The following is a 15111-nucleotide window of genomic DNA, read 5'->3' as shown; positions in this document are numbered from 1 at the left end:
CGCACGCAATAGTCGTACTCATGATTGAAATATCTCGACAGCACACTGCTTGGTTTCTTACGATCATCGACATGCCCGATGTCCTCGTGGAGGCGGCCGGCCTCGTCAAGCGCTACCCGCCCCGCGACCGCCACGGCACCCCGTTCACCGCGGTCGATGGCATCGACTTCACGCTGCGACGTGGCGAGTCGTTCGGCTTCCTCGGCCCCAACGGCGCTGGCAAGTCGTCGACGATGCGCATGATCGCCTGCGTGTCGCCGCCGACGGCGGGCACGCTGCGAGTGCTCGGCATGGATTCCCTCACCGCTGGGCGGCAGATCCGCGCCCGGCTCGGCGTCGTGCCGCAGGACGACGCGCTCGACCGCGACCTGACCGTGCTGGAGAACCTGCTGATCTACGGCCGCTACTTCGGGCTGCCGAGACAGCTGATCGCCGCCCGCAGCGCGCAACTGCTGGAGTTCGCCCAGCTCGCGGAGCGCGGCGGCGAGCGGGTCGACGCGCTCAGCGGCGGGATGCGGCGGCGGCTGACGATCGCTCGCTCGCTGATCAACGAGCCGGAGATCCTGCTCCTCGACGAACCCACGACCGGACTCGACCCGCAGGCCCGCCACGTGCTGTGGGACCGGCTGTTCCGGCTCAAACAGCAGGGCGTCAGCCTGATCCTGACCACCCACTACATGGACGAGGCCGAACAGCTCTGCGATCGGCTGATCGTGATGGACAAGGGCCGGATCGTCGCGCAGGGAACGCCGGCCGAGCTGATCGCCAAACACTCCACAAGGGAGGTCCTCGAGCTGCGCTTCGAGATCGGCGAGCAGGACAAGGCCGTGGCCAAGCTGCGGGACGCCGCGATCCGGGACCGGCTGGAGGAACTGCCCGACCGTGTCCTCTGGTACACCGCCGAGGGTGAGGCGGCGCTCGCGGTCGTCCATCAGGTCGGCCTGCGGCCGGCGACCGCGATGGTCCGCCGGGCCAGTCTCGAAGACGTGTTCCTCGCGCTCACCGGCCGGACGCTGGTGGACTGAATGGTGGCCGCCGACACGATGGCGCTGCGCGCCTACCAGTACTGGATCCTGCGCTACCGCCGCACCTGGCGCGGCACCGTGGTAATCAGCATCGCGAATCCGTTGTTGTTCCTGGTCGCGATCGGTCTCGGCCTGGGCCGGCTCGTTGGTCCGGACTCGGCGACCCTCGGCGGCGTCGACTACCTGGCGTTCTTCGCACCCGGGATCCTGGCGGCGGCCGCGATGCAGAACGGCATCGTGGAGGCCGCGTTCCCGGTGGCGGTCAACCGTGGCCCCGGCGGCGCGTACCCGGTCGCCGCCGGTACGCCGCTGGAGCCGGAGGACATCCTGCACGGTCATCTCCTCTTCATGGCGTCGCGGGTGGCGCTGAGCGCCGCGGTGTTCGTGGCGGTGATGGTCGCGTTCGGCGCGGCGGAGTCGCCGTTGGTGCTGCTGGCACTGCCCGCCGCCGCCCTGACCGCGATGGCGTTCGCGCTGCCCTCGGCGGCCTGGGCCGTCACGCTGCCCGACGTGCGGCCCGTGAACGGCATCTTCAAGTGGGTGGTGATGCCGCTCTACCTGTTCTCCGGCACGTTCTTCGCGGTGGAGCAGCTGCCGGCGGTCGTGCGACCACTCGTCTACGCCACCCCGCTGTGGCACGGGGTCGACCTCTGCCGCTCGCTGAGCCTCGGAACGGTGTCGTGGCCGCTCGCGGCGGTGCACGTCGGCTATCTCGGCGCCCTCTGCGCGGTCGGCTATCTGGCTGCGCGCCGCACGTACCGGCGACACCTCCACGCGTGAAGGGAGCCTGAACCGTGTCGTCCGCCCACCTGATCGTCGTGCGCCACCTCTGGGTGCTGCGCCACGGCCGACCGTGGAACCTCGTCGTCAACGGCATCTTCGAGCCCTTCCTCTATCTCCTGTCCATCGGTGTCGGCATCGGGCAGCTGGTCAGCGGCGACTCCGGTGCGTCGAGCTACGCCGCGTTCGTGGCGCCGGCGCTGTTGGCCACCTCGGCGATGAACAGCGCGGTCAACGAGACGACCAGCAACGTCTGGTGGCGGGTCCGGTTCGACAAGGTGTACGACGCCATCGTCACGACGCCGATGCGGATCGGGGACATCGCGCTCGGCGAGATCGCCGCGTCCGTGCTGCGCAGCACCCTGTCGTCGAGTTGCTTCTTCGCGGTCATCGCCCTCCTCGGGATGGTGCACTCCTGGTGGGCGGTGCTGGCCGTGCCGGCAGCCGTCCTGATCGCGTACGCCTTCTCCGCCGCCGGCCTGGCCGCCGCCACCTACATCCGCGAGCCGCACCACCACCAGTACCTGCAGCTGGTCATGCTCCCGATGTTCCTGTTCGCGACCACCTTCTATCCGTTGTCGATCTATCCGCCCGTGCTGCAGGCGCTGGTCGCGGCGCTGCCGCTCTACCAGAGCATCGAGCTCATGCGTGGCCTCACCACCGGCCAGCTCGGCGCCGGCGTGCCGATCGCCGTCGCGTACCTCCTGGTCATGGGCGCCGGCACGACCTGGCTCGCCCGCCGCCGCTTGTCGGTCCTGTTGCTGAGTTGATCCGTTACCTTCGGGGAGCGTTTTGCCATGTTGCCGATCGTGGACGGTGGCGGTAGGACATAGAGACGCATGCTGATCCAGGAGGGGCAATGAAGCTCGGAAAGATCGCAGTCGTCGCTGCCGTAGCCGCGGCAGGGCTGGTGGCGCCGGGCTCGAGCCCGGCGCTCGCGCATGGTGGTGGCGGCGAGCCACCCAGGGATCCCACGGCCGTCGGCTTTGGCGGCGCCGTCTCGACCGTCGACCCGACCGCCACCGCGGTGGGCCTCGACGTGCTCCGCCGGGGCGGCAACGCCGTCGACGCCGCCGTCGCGGCCGCCGCGACGCTCGGCGTGACCGAGCCGTTCTCCGCCGGCATCGGTGGCGGCGGCTTCTTCGTCTACTACGACGCCAAGACCCGGCGCGTGCACACGATCGACGGCCGCGAGGCCGCACCGCGCGCGATGGGCGAGGACGCCTTCCTCAAGGCCGACGGCGCCGCGATGGCGTTCCAGGAGGCGCGGGTCAGCGGCATCGCTGCCGGCGTGCCCGGAACCCTGCTGACCTGGAAAGAAGCCGTGCGCAAGTGGGGCAGCCGGTCGCTGTCCGCGGCCCTCGCGCCGGCGGCCGACGTCGCGCAGCGCGGGTTCACCGTCGACGCCACGTTCCGTCAGCAGATCGCCGACAACACCGCCCAGTTCGCGCAGTTCGGCTCGACCCGCGACCTTTACCTGCCGGGCGGGCAGCCGCCGGCGGTCGGCTCGCGCTTCCGCAACCCTGACCTGGCCGACACCTACCGGGAGATCGCCCGGCACGGCACCGACACGTTCTACGAGGGCCGGATCGCCCGCGACATCGTGTCGACGGTGCAGCACCCGCCGGTGGCCACTGACCCCGCGGAGCCTTGGGCGTACGAGATTCGTCCCGGCGGCATGACGCTGAGCGACCTCGCCCGCTACGACGTCCGGTTCCCGGCGCCAACCCGGTCGGACTACCGCGGATACACGGTCTACGGAATGTCGACCCCGTCGAGCGGTGGCGTCGCGGTGGGCGAGGCGCTCAACATCCTGGAGCGGTTCGACCTGTCGGACATGAGCGCTGTCGAGGCGCTGCACCACTATCTCGAGGCCAGCGCGTTGTCGTTCGCGGACCGCAACCGCTACGTCGGCGCCGACACCCCACAGCGGCTGCTCGACGAGCTGTTGCGTGACCGGTTCGCCGCTGAACGCGCCTGCCTGATCGACCCCGCGAAGGCGTTCGTCAAGCCCGTCGCGCCGGGCAACCCCGACGGCCAATATGGCGGGTGCGCGACCGCCACCGCCGGCGCCGAGGGCAACCCGGGGCAGAGCACGACCAACCTCACCGTCGCTGACAAGTGGGGCAACGTCGTGGAGTACACCCTCACCATCGAGCAGACCGGCGGCAACGCGATGGTGGTGCCGGGCCGCGGCTTCCTGCTCAACAACGAGATGACCGACTTCACCTTCATCCAGACGCCGGGCGCGCCGCCCGACCCGAACCTGCCCGCGCCGGGCAAGCGGCCGCGGTCGTCGATGTCGCCGACGATCGTCTTCGACGACGGCAAGCCGTTCATGGCGTTGGGTAGCCCAGGTGGCGCCACGATCATCACCACCGTGCTGCAGATGCTGGTCAACCGCATCGATCTCGGGATGACCCTGCCCGAGGCGATGGCCGCGCCGCGCGCGTCGCAGCGCAACAGCACGGCGCCGCAGGCGGAGCCGGCGTTCATCACGGCCTACGGCGCTGATCTCAAGGCGCTCGGCCAACCCGAGTTCGTCAGCACGCCCGAGCTCGGCGCCGCCACGGCGATCGAGTTCACCCGGCACGGCGGCATGATCGCGACGGCCGAACCGGTCCGCCGTGGTGGCGGCGCGGCAGGCGTCGTACGCACCAAGAACTCGCACTGAAGCACCCCCTCTTCGTACGCGGCGGCGCCGAGATTCGGTCGCCGCCGCGTCCGTTGTGGTCGGTGAACAGTTTCGATCCTGCGGCGGTCCCCACATCGAGTTATCCACAGGCTGGCAGTTATCCACAGGCACACTTGCGGGTCCTTCGCGGCCGAGTGACGCGCTCTACACTGGGCTCACGGACAGTCACGACCGCCGATGCGCTGGTCGCGCTGCCCGGCCTTGACAGCGACTCGGGCGGTGAGATGAAGCAGATCAGAGACCGACGTTCGCACGCGCGGTGGCTGGCCGCGGCGACGGCCGTGCTGACGGTCGCGACGCTACCGCTGCTCGCGACGCCGGCGCACGCGGACACCGTGCGGTCACTGTCCTGGCATCTCGACACGCTCCGCATCCCGCGCGCCCAGCAGATCACGAAGGGTGCGGGCGTGACGGTCGCCGTCATCGACAGCGGCGTTCAGGCGACCAACCAGGATCTCGTGGGCCAGGTTGTGCCTGGCAAGGCCTTTGTGCCTGGCGCCGCCGCGGACGGTCGCACCGATCCTGACAAGAAGGTGAGCCACGGGACCGCGATGGCGAGCCTGATCGCTGGGCGGGGCGGCGGTCAACAGCGCTTGCTCGGCATCGCGCCGCAAGCCAAGATCATGCCCGCGGCGGTCGGCGACTCGACCGAGGCGATGGCCGAGGCGATCCGGTGGGCCGCCGACCAGCGGGTCGGGGTGATCAGCCTTTCAATGGCTACGCTCTCCCGCCTAGTCTATTCCGAGCTCGACGACGCGATCACCTACGCGCAACAACGCGATGTGGTCGTCGTCGCGAGCAGCGGCAACGAGGGCGAGGACCTCGGTCAGATCGCCAGGCACCCCGGTGTGGTGTCCGTCGGCGCCGTCGACCGCAAGGGCAAGGTCTGGGAGGGCTCGAGCCGAGGCGCCGAGCTGGCCGTGACCGCGCCCGGCGTCGACGTGATCGCGTCGGTCAACTTCGGCAACGGCTACGGTGTCGGCACCGGCACGAGCACCGCCGCCGCGATCGCTGCCGGGGTGGTCGCGCTGATCCGGGCGCGGTTCCCGGACCTCGACGCCGCCAACGTCATCAACCGCCTGGTCAGCACTGCTACCGACAAGGGCAACAAAGGACGGGACTACCTCTACGGCTTCGGCATCATCGATCCGGTACGCGCATTGACCGCTGACGTCCGGACCGTCGAGGCCAACCCGCTCGGTGCGGCGGCTCCCGTGCCGGACGATGCCTCGCGGGCGCCAGGCTCCGCGGAGGACAGCGACGACGGCTCGGGCCTGGGCATCAAGTTCACCAACCCGGCTGGCCTGCTGGTCTACGGACTTGGTTGCCTGGCCGTGGTGGCCGCGATCGTGGTGCTGATGGTGTGGTCCAACCGCCGCCGGCGCCGGCGGCTCTCTGCGGCGGGGTTCCCGGGCGCGCAGGGGTCTGGGCCGCAGTGGGGTGGGCCGCCGCCACCTGGGTACGCGCCGCAGCAGGGCCACTATCCGCCTCCACCTGGGTACGCGCCGCAGCAGGGCCACTATCCGCCTCCACCGCAGCAGCCCGGGTTCGGCGCGCCTCCACCGCAGCCGGCATACGGAGCCCCACCTCAGCCGCCGGCATACGGCCCCGCGCCTCAGCCACCGGCATACGGCCCCGCGCCTCAGCCGCCGACATACGGGCCCTCCTCGCAGCAGCCGACCAACGGCCCCTGGCCGCAGCAGCCGGCGTTCGGCGCGCCGCCACCGGGTCGCGGGCCCGATCCACACCACGGCGAGGCACAAGGCCAGGCCGACGAGCGACCGGCGCCACGACCTCCGGGGCAACCATGAGGGCCGCGCGGGCTCGGGCCGGCCACCTGGCAGCTGCTTCGGCTATGGGCGGGCGCGATGGCGTTCCTGCGGGGACCGTCTTCTCTGGACAACTCGAGCCAGCATCCGAGCAGCGGCAACCGTCTTCGTCGGGTGGCCGGTAGGGTACGCATTGACGTCCGGCACCATCATCGGCCGCCGAGACCTGGGGAGAAGCAATGGGGGAGAAGTTCGAGTCCGGCAACGAGGAGCTCGACGCACAGGTCGACAGCTGGAAGCGGATCGACCAAAACACTGTGGAGCTCCAGCTCAAAGACGGCTCGGTCATGACGGTCGACAACAACGGCGACCGCATCCATGGCGAGTGGGATCGTCCGCTCGCTTTCGACATGCGAGTCGACCAGGCCAACGTCGGCACGTCACGGCCCGACGTCGCCCCCAAGGGTTTGACCGAGGCGGCGCCCGACGCCCAGACGGGCGTGGACCTTGAGTCGCTCGAGGCCACGCAGAAGTGGCTACGCGAGCGGGCCGCCTATCTCGGCCGGCTCTACTACGCGATGCCCGGGATCCTCGAAAAGATCGACGGGCCGGCCAGTGCGGAGTTTCCGACCTTGGGTGGCCACAAGGGCGCCACCGAGATCCATAGCAAGCACACGATGCTGTACAAGTCGTTCCGTTCCGAGCTCGAACGCATCATCGAGCACCTGCACGACACCGCCGACGCGCTGGGCAAGATCAAAGAGAACTACGCGGCAGCGGAAGATCGGAACGCGCTCACCGCTCAGCAGTGGCAGTCGATCTTCGGCGAGGCCGCTGAGAAGCAGCACCAGATCTAGCGATCTGCCAGGGGGAGGAAGAGCAGATGGCACTCGACTGGACGACCATGGTCAACCACGTCGTCATCGCCGGGCGTCCCGCCGACGTGGAGGATGCCGCTCTCGGTTGGCAGGAGCTGATCGGCAACGTACGCGATGTGTGCACGTCGTTGGAACGCGACATCAACGGCATTGACGGGTTCTGGACGGGCAAGGCCGCCGACGCGTTCTCCGAGAAGGTCAAGACGGTCAGTCAAGATCTCAAGAAGCTGTCCGACAGCGCGGCGCCGGAAGGCGGCACGGGCATCGTCGACACGCTCCGCACCGCCGCACAGGACCTGCAGGCCGCCCAATCGGCGATGCCGGTCCCGAGCAGCATGCTCGGTGAGCTGATGGCCGCACGGGACGCGCGGATCTCCATCGGCCCGGGCGTGCTCGAGGTCGAGCTGGAGGCCGGCTTTTTCAACAACGCGCCGATGAGCTTCGCCGGCTGGCTCGGCGATCAGTTCCGCAAGTTGCTGACCGACGTCGAGAGTGACGCGCGTCAGGCGTACGACACGGTGAGCGGCCAACACACATCGGCAGCCGAACGAGCGCCCGACGCAGCGCCGACGTCCGGCGCCCAGGCGCCCGAGTTCAAAACCCCGGAGCTCGGCGGTGGCGGCCCCGGCGTGGGTGGCGGGGGCGGGGTCCCGAACATCGGCGGCGCCGGTGGCGGCGGTGGGGCCGGCGGGCTGGACCTGCCCAAACCCGGCGGCAGCGGGGTGGGCAACATGCCCGGCGTGCTCGACGGGTCGCCGATCGGAAAGCCCTCGACCCCGGACCTCGGCGGCTTCGAGCCGGGCTCCGGCCTGGCTGGGGCGGGCGGCGGCCTGACTACCGGAACTCCTGGCCTAGGCACCGGCGGCCTCGGCGGCGGCGGCCTGGGCACTGGCGGCTTGGGCACAGGCGGCCTCGGCGGCGGCGCCGGGCTCGGCGGCGGCGGCGCGGGCATCGGCGCGGCCGGACTCGGCAAGATCCCAGGCGGCGGCTCGCTCGGCAAGCCGGTCACGCCGACGATCGCCCCGATGGGCGGTGGCCTGGCCGGCCGCGGTGGGGCGGGCGCAGGTCGTGGCGGCACCGGCCGGCTCGGCGCAGGCGGTGCGGCCGGCATCGGCGGGGTCGGTGCGGGTGCCGCGGGCGGCGCGGGTCGCGGTGCGGGCCGAGGAGCCGGCGGTATGGCCGGCATCGGTGGCGTCGGCGCTGGTGCGGGCGGCGGTCCGGGCAAGGGCGGCGGGGCCGGGAAGGGCGGCGCTGGTCGCGCAGGTGCCGGCTTCGTCGGTGGCCCGGGTGCTTCTGGCGGGCACGGCGAGGAAGACGAGTACGACAGCTGGCTCTATGAAGACGAGAACGTCTGGAACGGCGGCTCCGACGCTCCCCCGCCGCCGGTTCTCGGCAACTGACCCACGAGCGTTCCCTGTGCGTGAGGAACCCGAACCCACCGCCCGGCCACCCAAACCGGCCGACGCGGCGGGCATTGCCGTGCCGCTTGCCAAGGCGCGCACGCTGGGCTGCAGGTGGGCAGCGGCGGTAGCTGCGGCAACGTTGATCGCGTCCGTGGTCGCCGTTGGTGTGAGCGTGCCGGCGGCGGCTGCCGCGGGGCGCGCGCCGTCCTGCGGGCCCAACGTGGGCGAGCCGATGACCATCAAACCGTGGCCGTTGCAGCAGCTGCGGCCCGACCTGGCTTGGCCGATCAGCGAGGGCGCGGGAATCACGGTCGCGGTGATCGACTCGGGGGTGTCGGCCACGCATCCGGCGCTGGCCGGGAAGGTGCTCGAGGGTCGCGACTTCGTCGAGTCGTCCGCGCGCGGGCGGTGTGACGAGGTGGCGCACGGGACGCTGGTCGCCGGGGTGATCGCGGGGCGGCAGCCGCAGAACTCCGTGTTCAGCGGCATCGCGCCGAAGGCGTCGATTCTGCCCATCCGAGTATTGCGCGACCTGCAGAAGGACTTCGACCCGAACACGTCCGCCGACATCGCGACGGCGATCACCTGGGCGGCGGACCAGGACGTCGACGTGATCAACCTGTCGCTCACCACCGATCCGACGTCGGGGTTGGAGGACGCGATCGACTACGCCGTCGAGCACGGCGTTGTCGTGGTGGCCGCGGCCGGCAACGACGGGGGCAGCAATGGCAACGAGCAGACGGCGTACCCGGCGGCCTACGACGGCGTGATCGCCGTTGCCGGGATCGACCAGGCGGGTCATCACGTCGACACCTCGACGTCGGGGCCCTATGTGGACGTCGCGGCACCCGGCGCCGAGGTAGCCGGACCCATGCCGCGCGGCGACGGGTACGCGCAGTTCAAGGACGGTGGTACGAGCTTTGCCGCGGCGTACGTGTCGGGGCTGGCGGCGCTGATCCGCTCCGCGGATCCGGATCTCAAGCCGTCCCAGGTGGCGGAGCGGATCACCGCGACCGCCGACCATCCGCCGGAGGGCCGCAACAACCAGGTCGGCTACGGGATGATCAACCCTTACCGCGCCCTGACCGCGATCGCCGGCGCCGCGAAGCCGTCCCCCGCCCCCCTGGCGCTCACCCCCGTGACGCTGCCCAAGGATCCGATGGGCAACACCCGCACGATCGCTACGTGGACCGCGGCCACGCTGGCCGCCCTGGCGCTCGTGATCGCGCTGTGCGCCGCAGTGCTTCGCCGCACCCGACGCCGCGTCGCCCCCGGCGGCGCCGCCGTTGTGTCTGGCACCCGCCGCACGCTCAAGCAGGGGCAACCGAGTGATGGCCGAGAGCCGTCGACAACGTCGGCCACCGGGCCGAAGGTACGCGGCAAAGGCGCCACTTCCCGACCCCGCAAGGATGCCGCGTCCCGGCCTGACGAACGCGCCGGCGTCCCAACCCCGATCACCCAAGGCGGTCCGGCGCGCCCGAGCACCGCCGCCGGCTCACTGCCGGGCCAACGCCACCAGCCGTTGAGCTGGCAACCCGATGCCGGACGGCCGGGCAGCGCGCAGCCAGGTCAAGGGGGCGGAACTCCCAACTACAGCGGTCGCGCACAGGTCCCGCCCCGCTGACAGCCAAAACCCTGCAGCGGTCCTGGAGCCGACCGTCCTGGGCGCACCACGGACGCCGCACCCAAGCGGCCGCGGAGAACAGCAGAGTGGTCCGGGTGGAGGCTCAGACCGGGCCGAGAACAGCAGCGTGGCCCGGGTTTCGGGCCCGGGCCGTGCTGCGGATGATGTGCGGGAGCGTCAGCCCCAGACCTTGGCGTTGTTGGCCTCGGTCGTGATGTAGTTCTGGTTGGCGATGCCGACGGCGGCGCCGATTTCGTGCAGGATCGCGTTGATGTCGGCGACCGCGGCGTCCCACTGGGCCTGGTAGGCCTGGTAGGCCTCGCGGTCCGAGCCGTTCCACTGCATCTGCTGCAGCTGCGAGCGGAGGCTGTCGAGGCGGCCGTCGATGGTCTTCGAGATCGACTGCATCTGGGACTGCGCGTTCTCGAGCGCGGCGTAGTTGACTTGGATCTGCGACATGGTCTCGGTGTCCTTCGCTCAGATCACGGGTTCAGGGCCGAGTTGAACTTGTTGAGCATCTCGTTCTGCTGCTCGTCGTTGACCTGGTGCGTGGTGCCACCCTGGTCGAGCAGATCGGAGATGTTGTCCAACGCGGTCAGCAGCTTGGAGACGTCACCCTGCCAACGCGTCATCAGGTTCTGGAAACCGGCGGAAGCCTGGCCCTGCCATGCGACAGCCAGATCGTCCAACACGCCCCAAAGCTTTTTGAGATCACCGTCGACATCAGACCTTGTCGACCGCACATCCCCCGCAGCCTTGTGGAGCGTCGCGGCATCAACCGTGAACGGCTGACCCATAACACTCACCCCTCGCTAATTCGTGCGACACGTCCGGACTCACCGTAACGGACTCGGGCACCGCGGCGCAGCCCCGGGATCGTCAAGGCTCTATCCAGGCCGTTTGGACCAACTGCTGCCCGTCCTGTCGGCGGACGAGCGTGCCCCGGCCCGCCGGTTGCGGGCTGGGCTTGAGGGTGCCGACCAGGGCACCCTCTTCCGGCTTGCCGGACATCAGGAAAACAGGGGTGTCCAGCTCGCGCATCCGCTGGATCACCTGCTCGTAAAGGGCGCGGGCGGCGCCACCGACGCGCCGGGTCAATATCAGGTGGAGGCCGATGTCGCCGGCCTGTGGCAACAATTCCAGCAGTGCCGACAGTGGATTGTTGCCGACCGTCGCCACCAGGTCGTAGTCGTCGACGATCACGAACAGCTCGGGGCCGTGCCACCAACTGCGGCTGCGTAGCTGTTCGGGCGTGATGTCGGGGCCCGGCAGCCGCTGTTTCAGCGAGTCGCGCAGGAAGCCCACCATCTCACCGACCACTGTGGCTGACGGCGCGTAGCCCAGCAGGTGATCCCCGGAGACCGCGTCGAGCAGGCCGCGCCGGTAGTCGATGATGACGAGGCGGGCTTCCTGCGGCGTGTAGCGATCCACAATGGATCTTGCGATCAGCCGCATCAGGTTGGTCTTGCCCGACTCGACGTCGCCGAAGACGAGCAGGTGGGGGTCGACGGAGAAGTCCAGGCGCACCGGCGCCAGGTGCGACTCGTTGAGGCCGATCGCGAGGCCCGGCCCGTCGGTGCCGGCGATCTTCGTGAGCTCGTCCGCCGGCAGGCGGCGGGGCAGCAGCCGGACCTTGGGCGCCGGCGGGTGCACCCACGACTCGGCGACCGCGGCGACCATCGCGGCCGTGCCGTCGACCAGCGAGTCCGCGTCGGCCATGCCGTCGACTCGGGGCAATGCGCTCAGATAGTGCAATTTGTCGCGGGTGAGACCGCGGCCCGGCTGGCCCGTCGGCACGTTCGTCGCGGCCCGGCGGTCGATCTCGGACTCCGTCGGGTCGCCGAGCCGCAGCTCGAGGCGCGTGCCGAGCAGGTCGCGTACGTTCATCCGCAGCTCGGCCCACCGGTTGACCGTGATCATCACGTGGATGCCGTAGCCGAGGCCGCGCGCCGCTAGCCGGGTGATCCGCGTTTCCAGCTCCTCGAAATCCTCGCGCAGGGTGCCCCAGCCGTCGACGACCAGGAACAGGTCGCCGAACGGATCCTCCGGGAACCGGCCGGTGGCGCGCATCCGGCGGTACGCGGCGATCGACTCGATGCCGCGCTCGGTGAACCGCTGCTCGCGCTCGTCGAGCAGCGCCGTCGCCTCGCCGATCGACCGCCGCACCGCCTCGACGTCGCGGCGCCCGGCCACCCCGGACACGTGCGGCAACCCGGCCAGGCCGCGCAGGGTGCCGCCGCCGAAGTCGAGGCACATGAACGCCACCTCACGCGGCGTGTGGGTGAGCGCCAGCGACGAGATCAGCGTGCGCAGCAGTGTGCTCTTGCCCGACCGCGGACCGCCCGCGATCACGGTGTTGCCGGCAGCGCCGGACAGGTCGACCACCAGGGGGTCGCGGCGCTGGTCGAACGGCCGGTCGACGACACCGACCGGCACCGCCAGCCGCCCGATCCCGGGCCAGCCGGGCGACTGCAGCCCCCGGTCGGGGTCGCGCGTGAGTTGCGGCAACAGCGCGTCGAGCGGCACCGGGTTGTCGAGCGGCGGCAGCCAGACCTGGTGTGCGGGCGGGCCCTGGCCGCGCAGCCGGCCGGTGACCACGTCGAGCATCGTGACCTGGCGGGCGGACTCCGGCCCGGCGGGCTCGGCCTCGACCGGCTCGGGCGGCGCCGCGGGCATCTTCGGCAGCGGCACCGCGGCCATCGTGTAGGGCACGATCTGGCCCTGCACCCGGGCCTTGGCCGCCTGCGTCGCGGCGGTGGCCTGCCGGTAGGCGCCGGACACGTACGCGCCGCGGAACCGCAGCATGGTGGCCGTGTCGATCTTCAGATAGCCGTGCCCCGGCGCGTTGGGCAGCTCATATGCGTCCGGCACCCCGAGCACGATGCGGCTCTCCACGGCGGAGAACGTGCGCAGGCCGATCCGGTAGGACAGGTGCGTGTCGAGCCCGCGCAGCCGGCCCTCCTCGAGCCGCTGTGACGCCAGCAGCAGGTGGATGCCGAGCGAGCGGCCGAGCCGGCCGATCTGCAGGAACAGCTCGATGAAGTCGGGCTTGGCGGCGAGCAGCTCGCTGAACTCGTCACAGATGATCAGCAGGCTCGGCAGCGGTTGGAGATTCTCGCCGCCGGCCCGGGCGCGCTCGTACTCGTGGCGCGAGACGTAGTTGCCCGACGCCCGCAGCAGCTCCTGGCGGCGCTGCAGCTCGCCGGCGATCGCGTCGTGCATCCGGTCGACCAGCGGCAGCTCGTCGGCGAGGTTGGTGATCACGGCGCTGGTGTGCGGCAACGCGTCCAGGGACGCGAACGTCGCGCCGCCCTTGAAGTCGACGAGCACGAAGTTGAGCTCTTCGGACGAGTGGGTGATCGCCAGTGCGGCGACGATCGTGCGCAACAGCTCGCTCTTGCCGGAACCCGTGGCGCCGATGATCAGGCCGTGGGGGCCCATGCCCTCGAGCGCCGACTCCTTGAGGTCGAGCTCGACGACCGCGCCGTCGGGACCCAGGCCGAGCGGGATGCGCAGCGTCTCGCGCACCGGACGCGGCCGCCAGTTGCGCCGCGGGTCGACCGCCGCCGCGTCGCCGACGCCGACCAGCTCGGGCAGCTCAGGGCTGCGGGACAGCGGCTCTTCGCTGGTGGTCTGGTGGGACAGCCGGTACGGCGCCAGCTGGCGGGCCAGCGACTCCGCGGCGGTGTATGCCAGCGTGTCGGCCCGCCCGAGCGAGGTGCTCCGGTTGCCCTGGTTGACCTCGATGCGGTCGCCGTTGACGGTCAGCGCCAGCAACCAGCGGCCGGCCTCGCGGGGCACCACCCCGGACAGGTCGAAGACCGTCGTGCCGAGCAGGCCCGGGCCGGTGAGCTGGGCCGCGGCCGGCGCCTCGCCGCCGTCGAGGATCACCACCAGGTGCGCCTGCGTGGTCAGCGGCTTCGCCGACGGGTTGAACCGCCCACGGCTGCCCAGCTCCTCGTCGAGCGCGTTCTCCAGCTCGGTCATCGAGTCGAAGACCAGCCGGACCGGGCCGGCGCCGTCGACCTGGCGGTCGACCTGCACGTGCGGCAGCCACTTGAGCCAGTCCCAGTCGCCGACCCGCTCGGGCGCGGCGACCAGCGCGATCCGGACGTCTTCCGGGGAGTGGAAGGTGGCGAGCTGGCCGACCGCGGCGCGGGTCACGGCCAGCACCTGGCCACGGTCGCCGCGCAACGAGACCCGGCCGAACGCCCGCAGGGACAGCGCGATCGGCAGGTCGGGCACGGCGCGGAAGGTGTTCATGAAGCGGCGCAGCGCGATCGCCGACATCGGCTCGAGGTCTTCGACCGGCTTGGTCTCCGGCGGCGTGACGTCGACCGCGAGCTGCTGCGGGCCGACCGCGATGCGGACCTGGCCGAAATCCTCGTCGGTGGACCGGCGTTCCCACATGCGCCGCGACGCGGCCAGCGACCAGAGCGCGTCGGGCGCCGGGTGCACCCACATCGCCGCGGCGCGTTGCTGGTCGGAGGCACGGCGCACGCGCTTGCGGATCTGGGCCAGATAGCGCATGTAGTCGCGGCGTTCCGCGTCGAGCTCGGCCTTCTTGTTGCCACCGCCGCCCATCGTGCCGATCGCCATGCCCAGCATGGACACACCGAACAGGCCACCGGCGATCCAGGTGACCGCACCGCCGCCGCGGCCGGCGTACAAGAAGGCCATGGCGCCCACGCCACAGACCATCGGCAGCACCATGAGGAGCTGGCCGAAGCCCCGGGGCAGCTGTTCCGGCAGCTCCGGCGGCGACTCGACCAGCAGCTCACCGCGCGGCATGGCCGGGCCGGGCCGACGCGGCGGCCGACGGAACAGGACGGTACTCACGCCATTCCTCCCCAGGGCGGCGGGTGGTCACCGGACCGTGGCCATCGTAGGTACTCTGCCCCAAGCGGTGGCGCCCGCGATACGCCCGGGCGCGGCCT

At 70.9% G+C, this 15111-nt stretch carries 11 protein-coding genes; 8 read left to right on the top strand and 3 right to left on the bottom strand.

Annotated features, from left to right (window positions below; genetic code table 11):
• Positions 1-71: 71 nt before the first annotated feature.
• The 8 genes from AB0H87_RS01295 to mycP all read left to right on the top strand — a co-directional run bounded on the left by AB0H87_RS01295 (position 72) and on the right by mycP (position 10174).
• A complete protein-coding gene (locus tag AB0H87_RS01295; protein WP_360137648.1) occupies positions 72-1025 on the top strand; it encodes an ABC transporter ATP-binding protein in 954 nt (317 codons plus the stop codon).
• Complete coding sequence (locus tag AB0H87_RS01290; RefSeq protein WP_360137645.1) at positions 1026-1805, top strand: ABC transporter permease; 780 nt, start codon at positions 1026-1028, stop codon at positions 1803-1805.
• Between the two features lie 14 nt (positions 1806-1819).
• Positions 1820-2575: an ABC transporter permease gene (locus AB0H87_RS01285; protein WP_360137642.1), complete on the top strand. Its 756-nt coding sequence runs from the start codon at positions 1820-1822 to the stop codon at positions 2573-2575.
• 89 nt (positions 2576-2664) lie between these two features.
• Positions 2665-4479: a gamma-glutamyltransferase gene (gene ggt, locus AB0H87_RS01280; RefSeq protein ID WP_360137639.1), complete on the top strand. Its 1815-nt coding sequence runs from the start codon at positions 2665-2667 to the stop codon at positions 4477-4479.
• Positions 4480-4724: 245 nt separating this feature from the next.
• Positions 4725-6311: a S8 family serine peptidase gene (locus AB0H87_RS01275; protein WP_360137636.1), complete on the top strand. Its 1587-nt coding sequence runs from the start codon at positions 4725-4727 to the stop codon at positions 6309-6311.
• Between the two features lie 197 nt (positions 6312-6508).
• Entirely contained in the window at positions 6509-7126 is a 618-nt protein-coding gene (locus tag AB0H87_RS01270; RefSeq protein ID WP_360137633.1) for a hypothetical protein, read from the top strand.
• 26 nt (positions 7127-7152) lie between these two features.
• Positions 7153-8547, top strand: coding sequence for a WXG100 family type VII secretion target (locus AB0H87_RS01265; RefSeq protein WP_360137630.1), 1395 nt, complete (start codon positions 7153-7155; stop codon positions 8545-8547).
• 235 nt (positions 8548-8782) lie between these two features.
• Positions 8783-10174, top strand: coding sequence for a type VII secretion-associated serine protease mycosin (gene mycP, locus AB0H87_RS01260; RefSeq protein ID WP_360137627.1), 1392 nt, complete (start codon positions 8783-8785; stop codon positions 10172-10174).
• A gap of 177 nt (positions 10175-10351) precedes the next feature.
• On the opposite strand, the gene AB0H87_RS01255 is transcribed toward mycP, so the two are convergent.
• The 3 genes from AB0H87_RS01255 to eccCa all read right to left on the bottom strand — a co-directional run bounded on the left by AB0H87_RS01255 (position 10352) and on the right by eccCa (position 15013).
• Positions 10352-10633 (bottom strand): WXG100 family type VII secretion target, encoded by a 282-nt coding sequence (locus tag AB0H87_RS01255; RefSeq protein WP_360137624.1) that lies wholly within the window; start codon positions 10631-10633, stop codon positions 10352-10354.
• A gap of 23 nt (positions 10634-10656) precedes the next feature.
• Positions 10657-10971, bottom strand: coding sequence for a WXG100 family type VII secretion target (locus AB0H87_RS01250; RefSeq protein WP_360137621.1), 315 nt, complete (start codon positions 10969-10971; stop codon positions 10657-10659).
• Positions 10972-11053: 82 nt separating this feature from the next.
• Positions 11054-15013, bottom strand: coding sequence for a type VII secretion protein EccCa (gene eccCa, locus AB0H87_RS01245; protein WP_360137618.1), 3960 nt, complete (start codon positions 15011-15013; stop codon positions 11054-11056).
• Positions 15014-15111 lie beyond the last annotated feature (98 nt).

The sequence above is a fragment of the Asanoa sp. NPDC050611 genome, from assembly GCF_040654855.1.
Lineage (GTDB): Bacteria > Actinomycetota > Actinomycetes > Mycobacteriales > Micromonosporaceae > Asanoa.
Note: the sequence above shows the minus strand (reverse complement) of the source record. Positions and strands in the feature narration are given on the sequence as shown.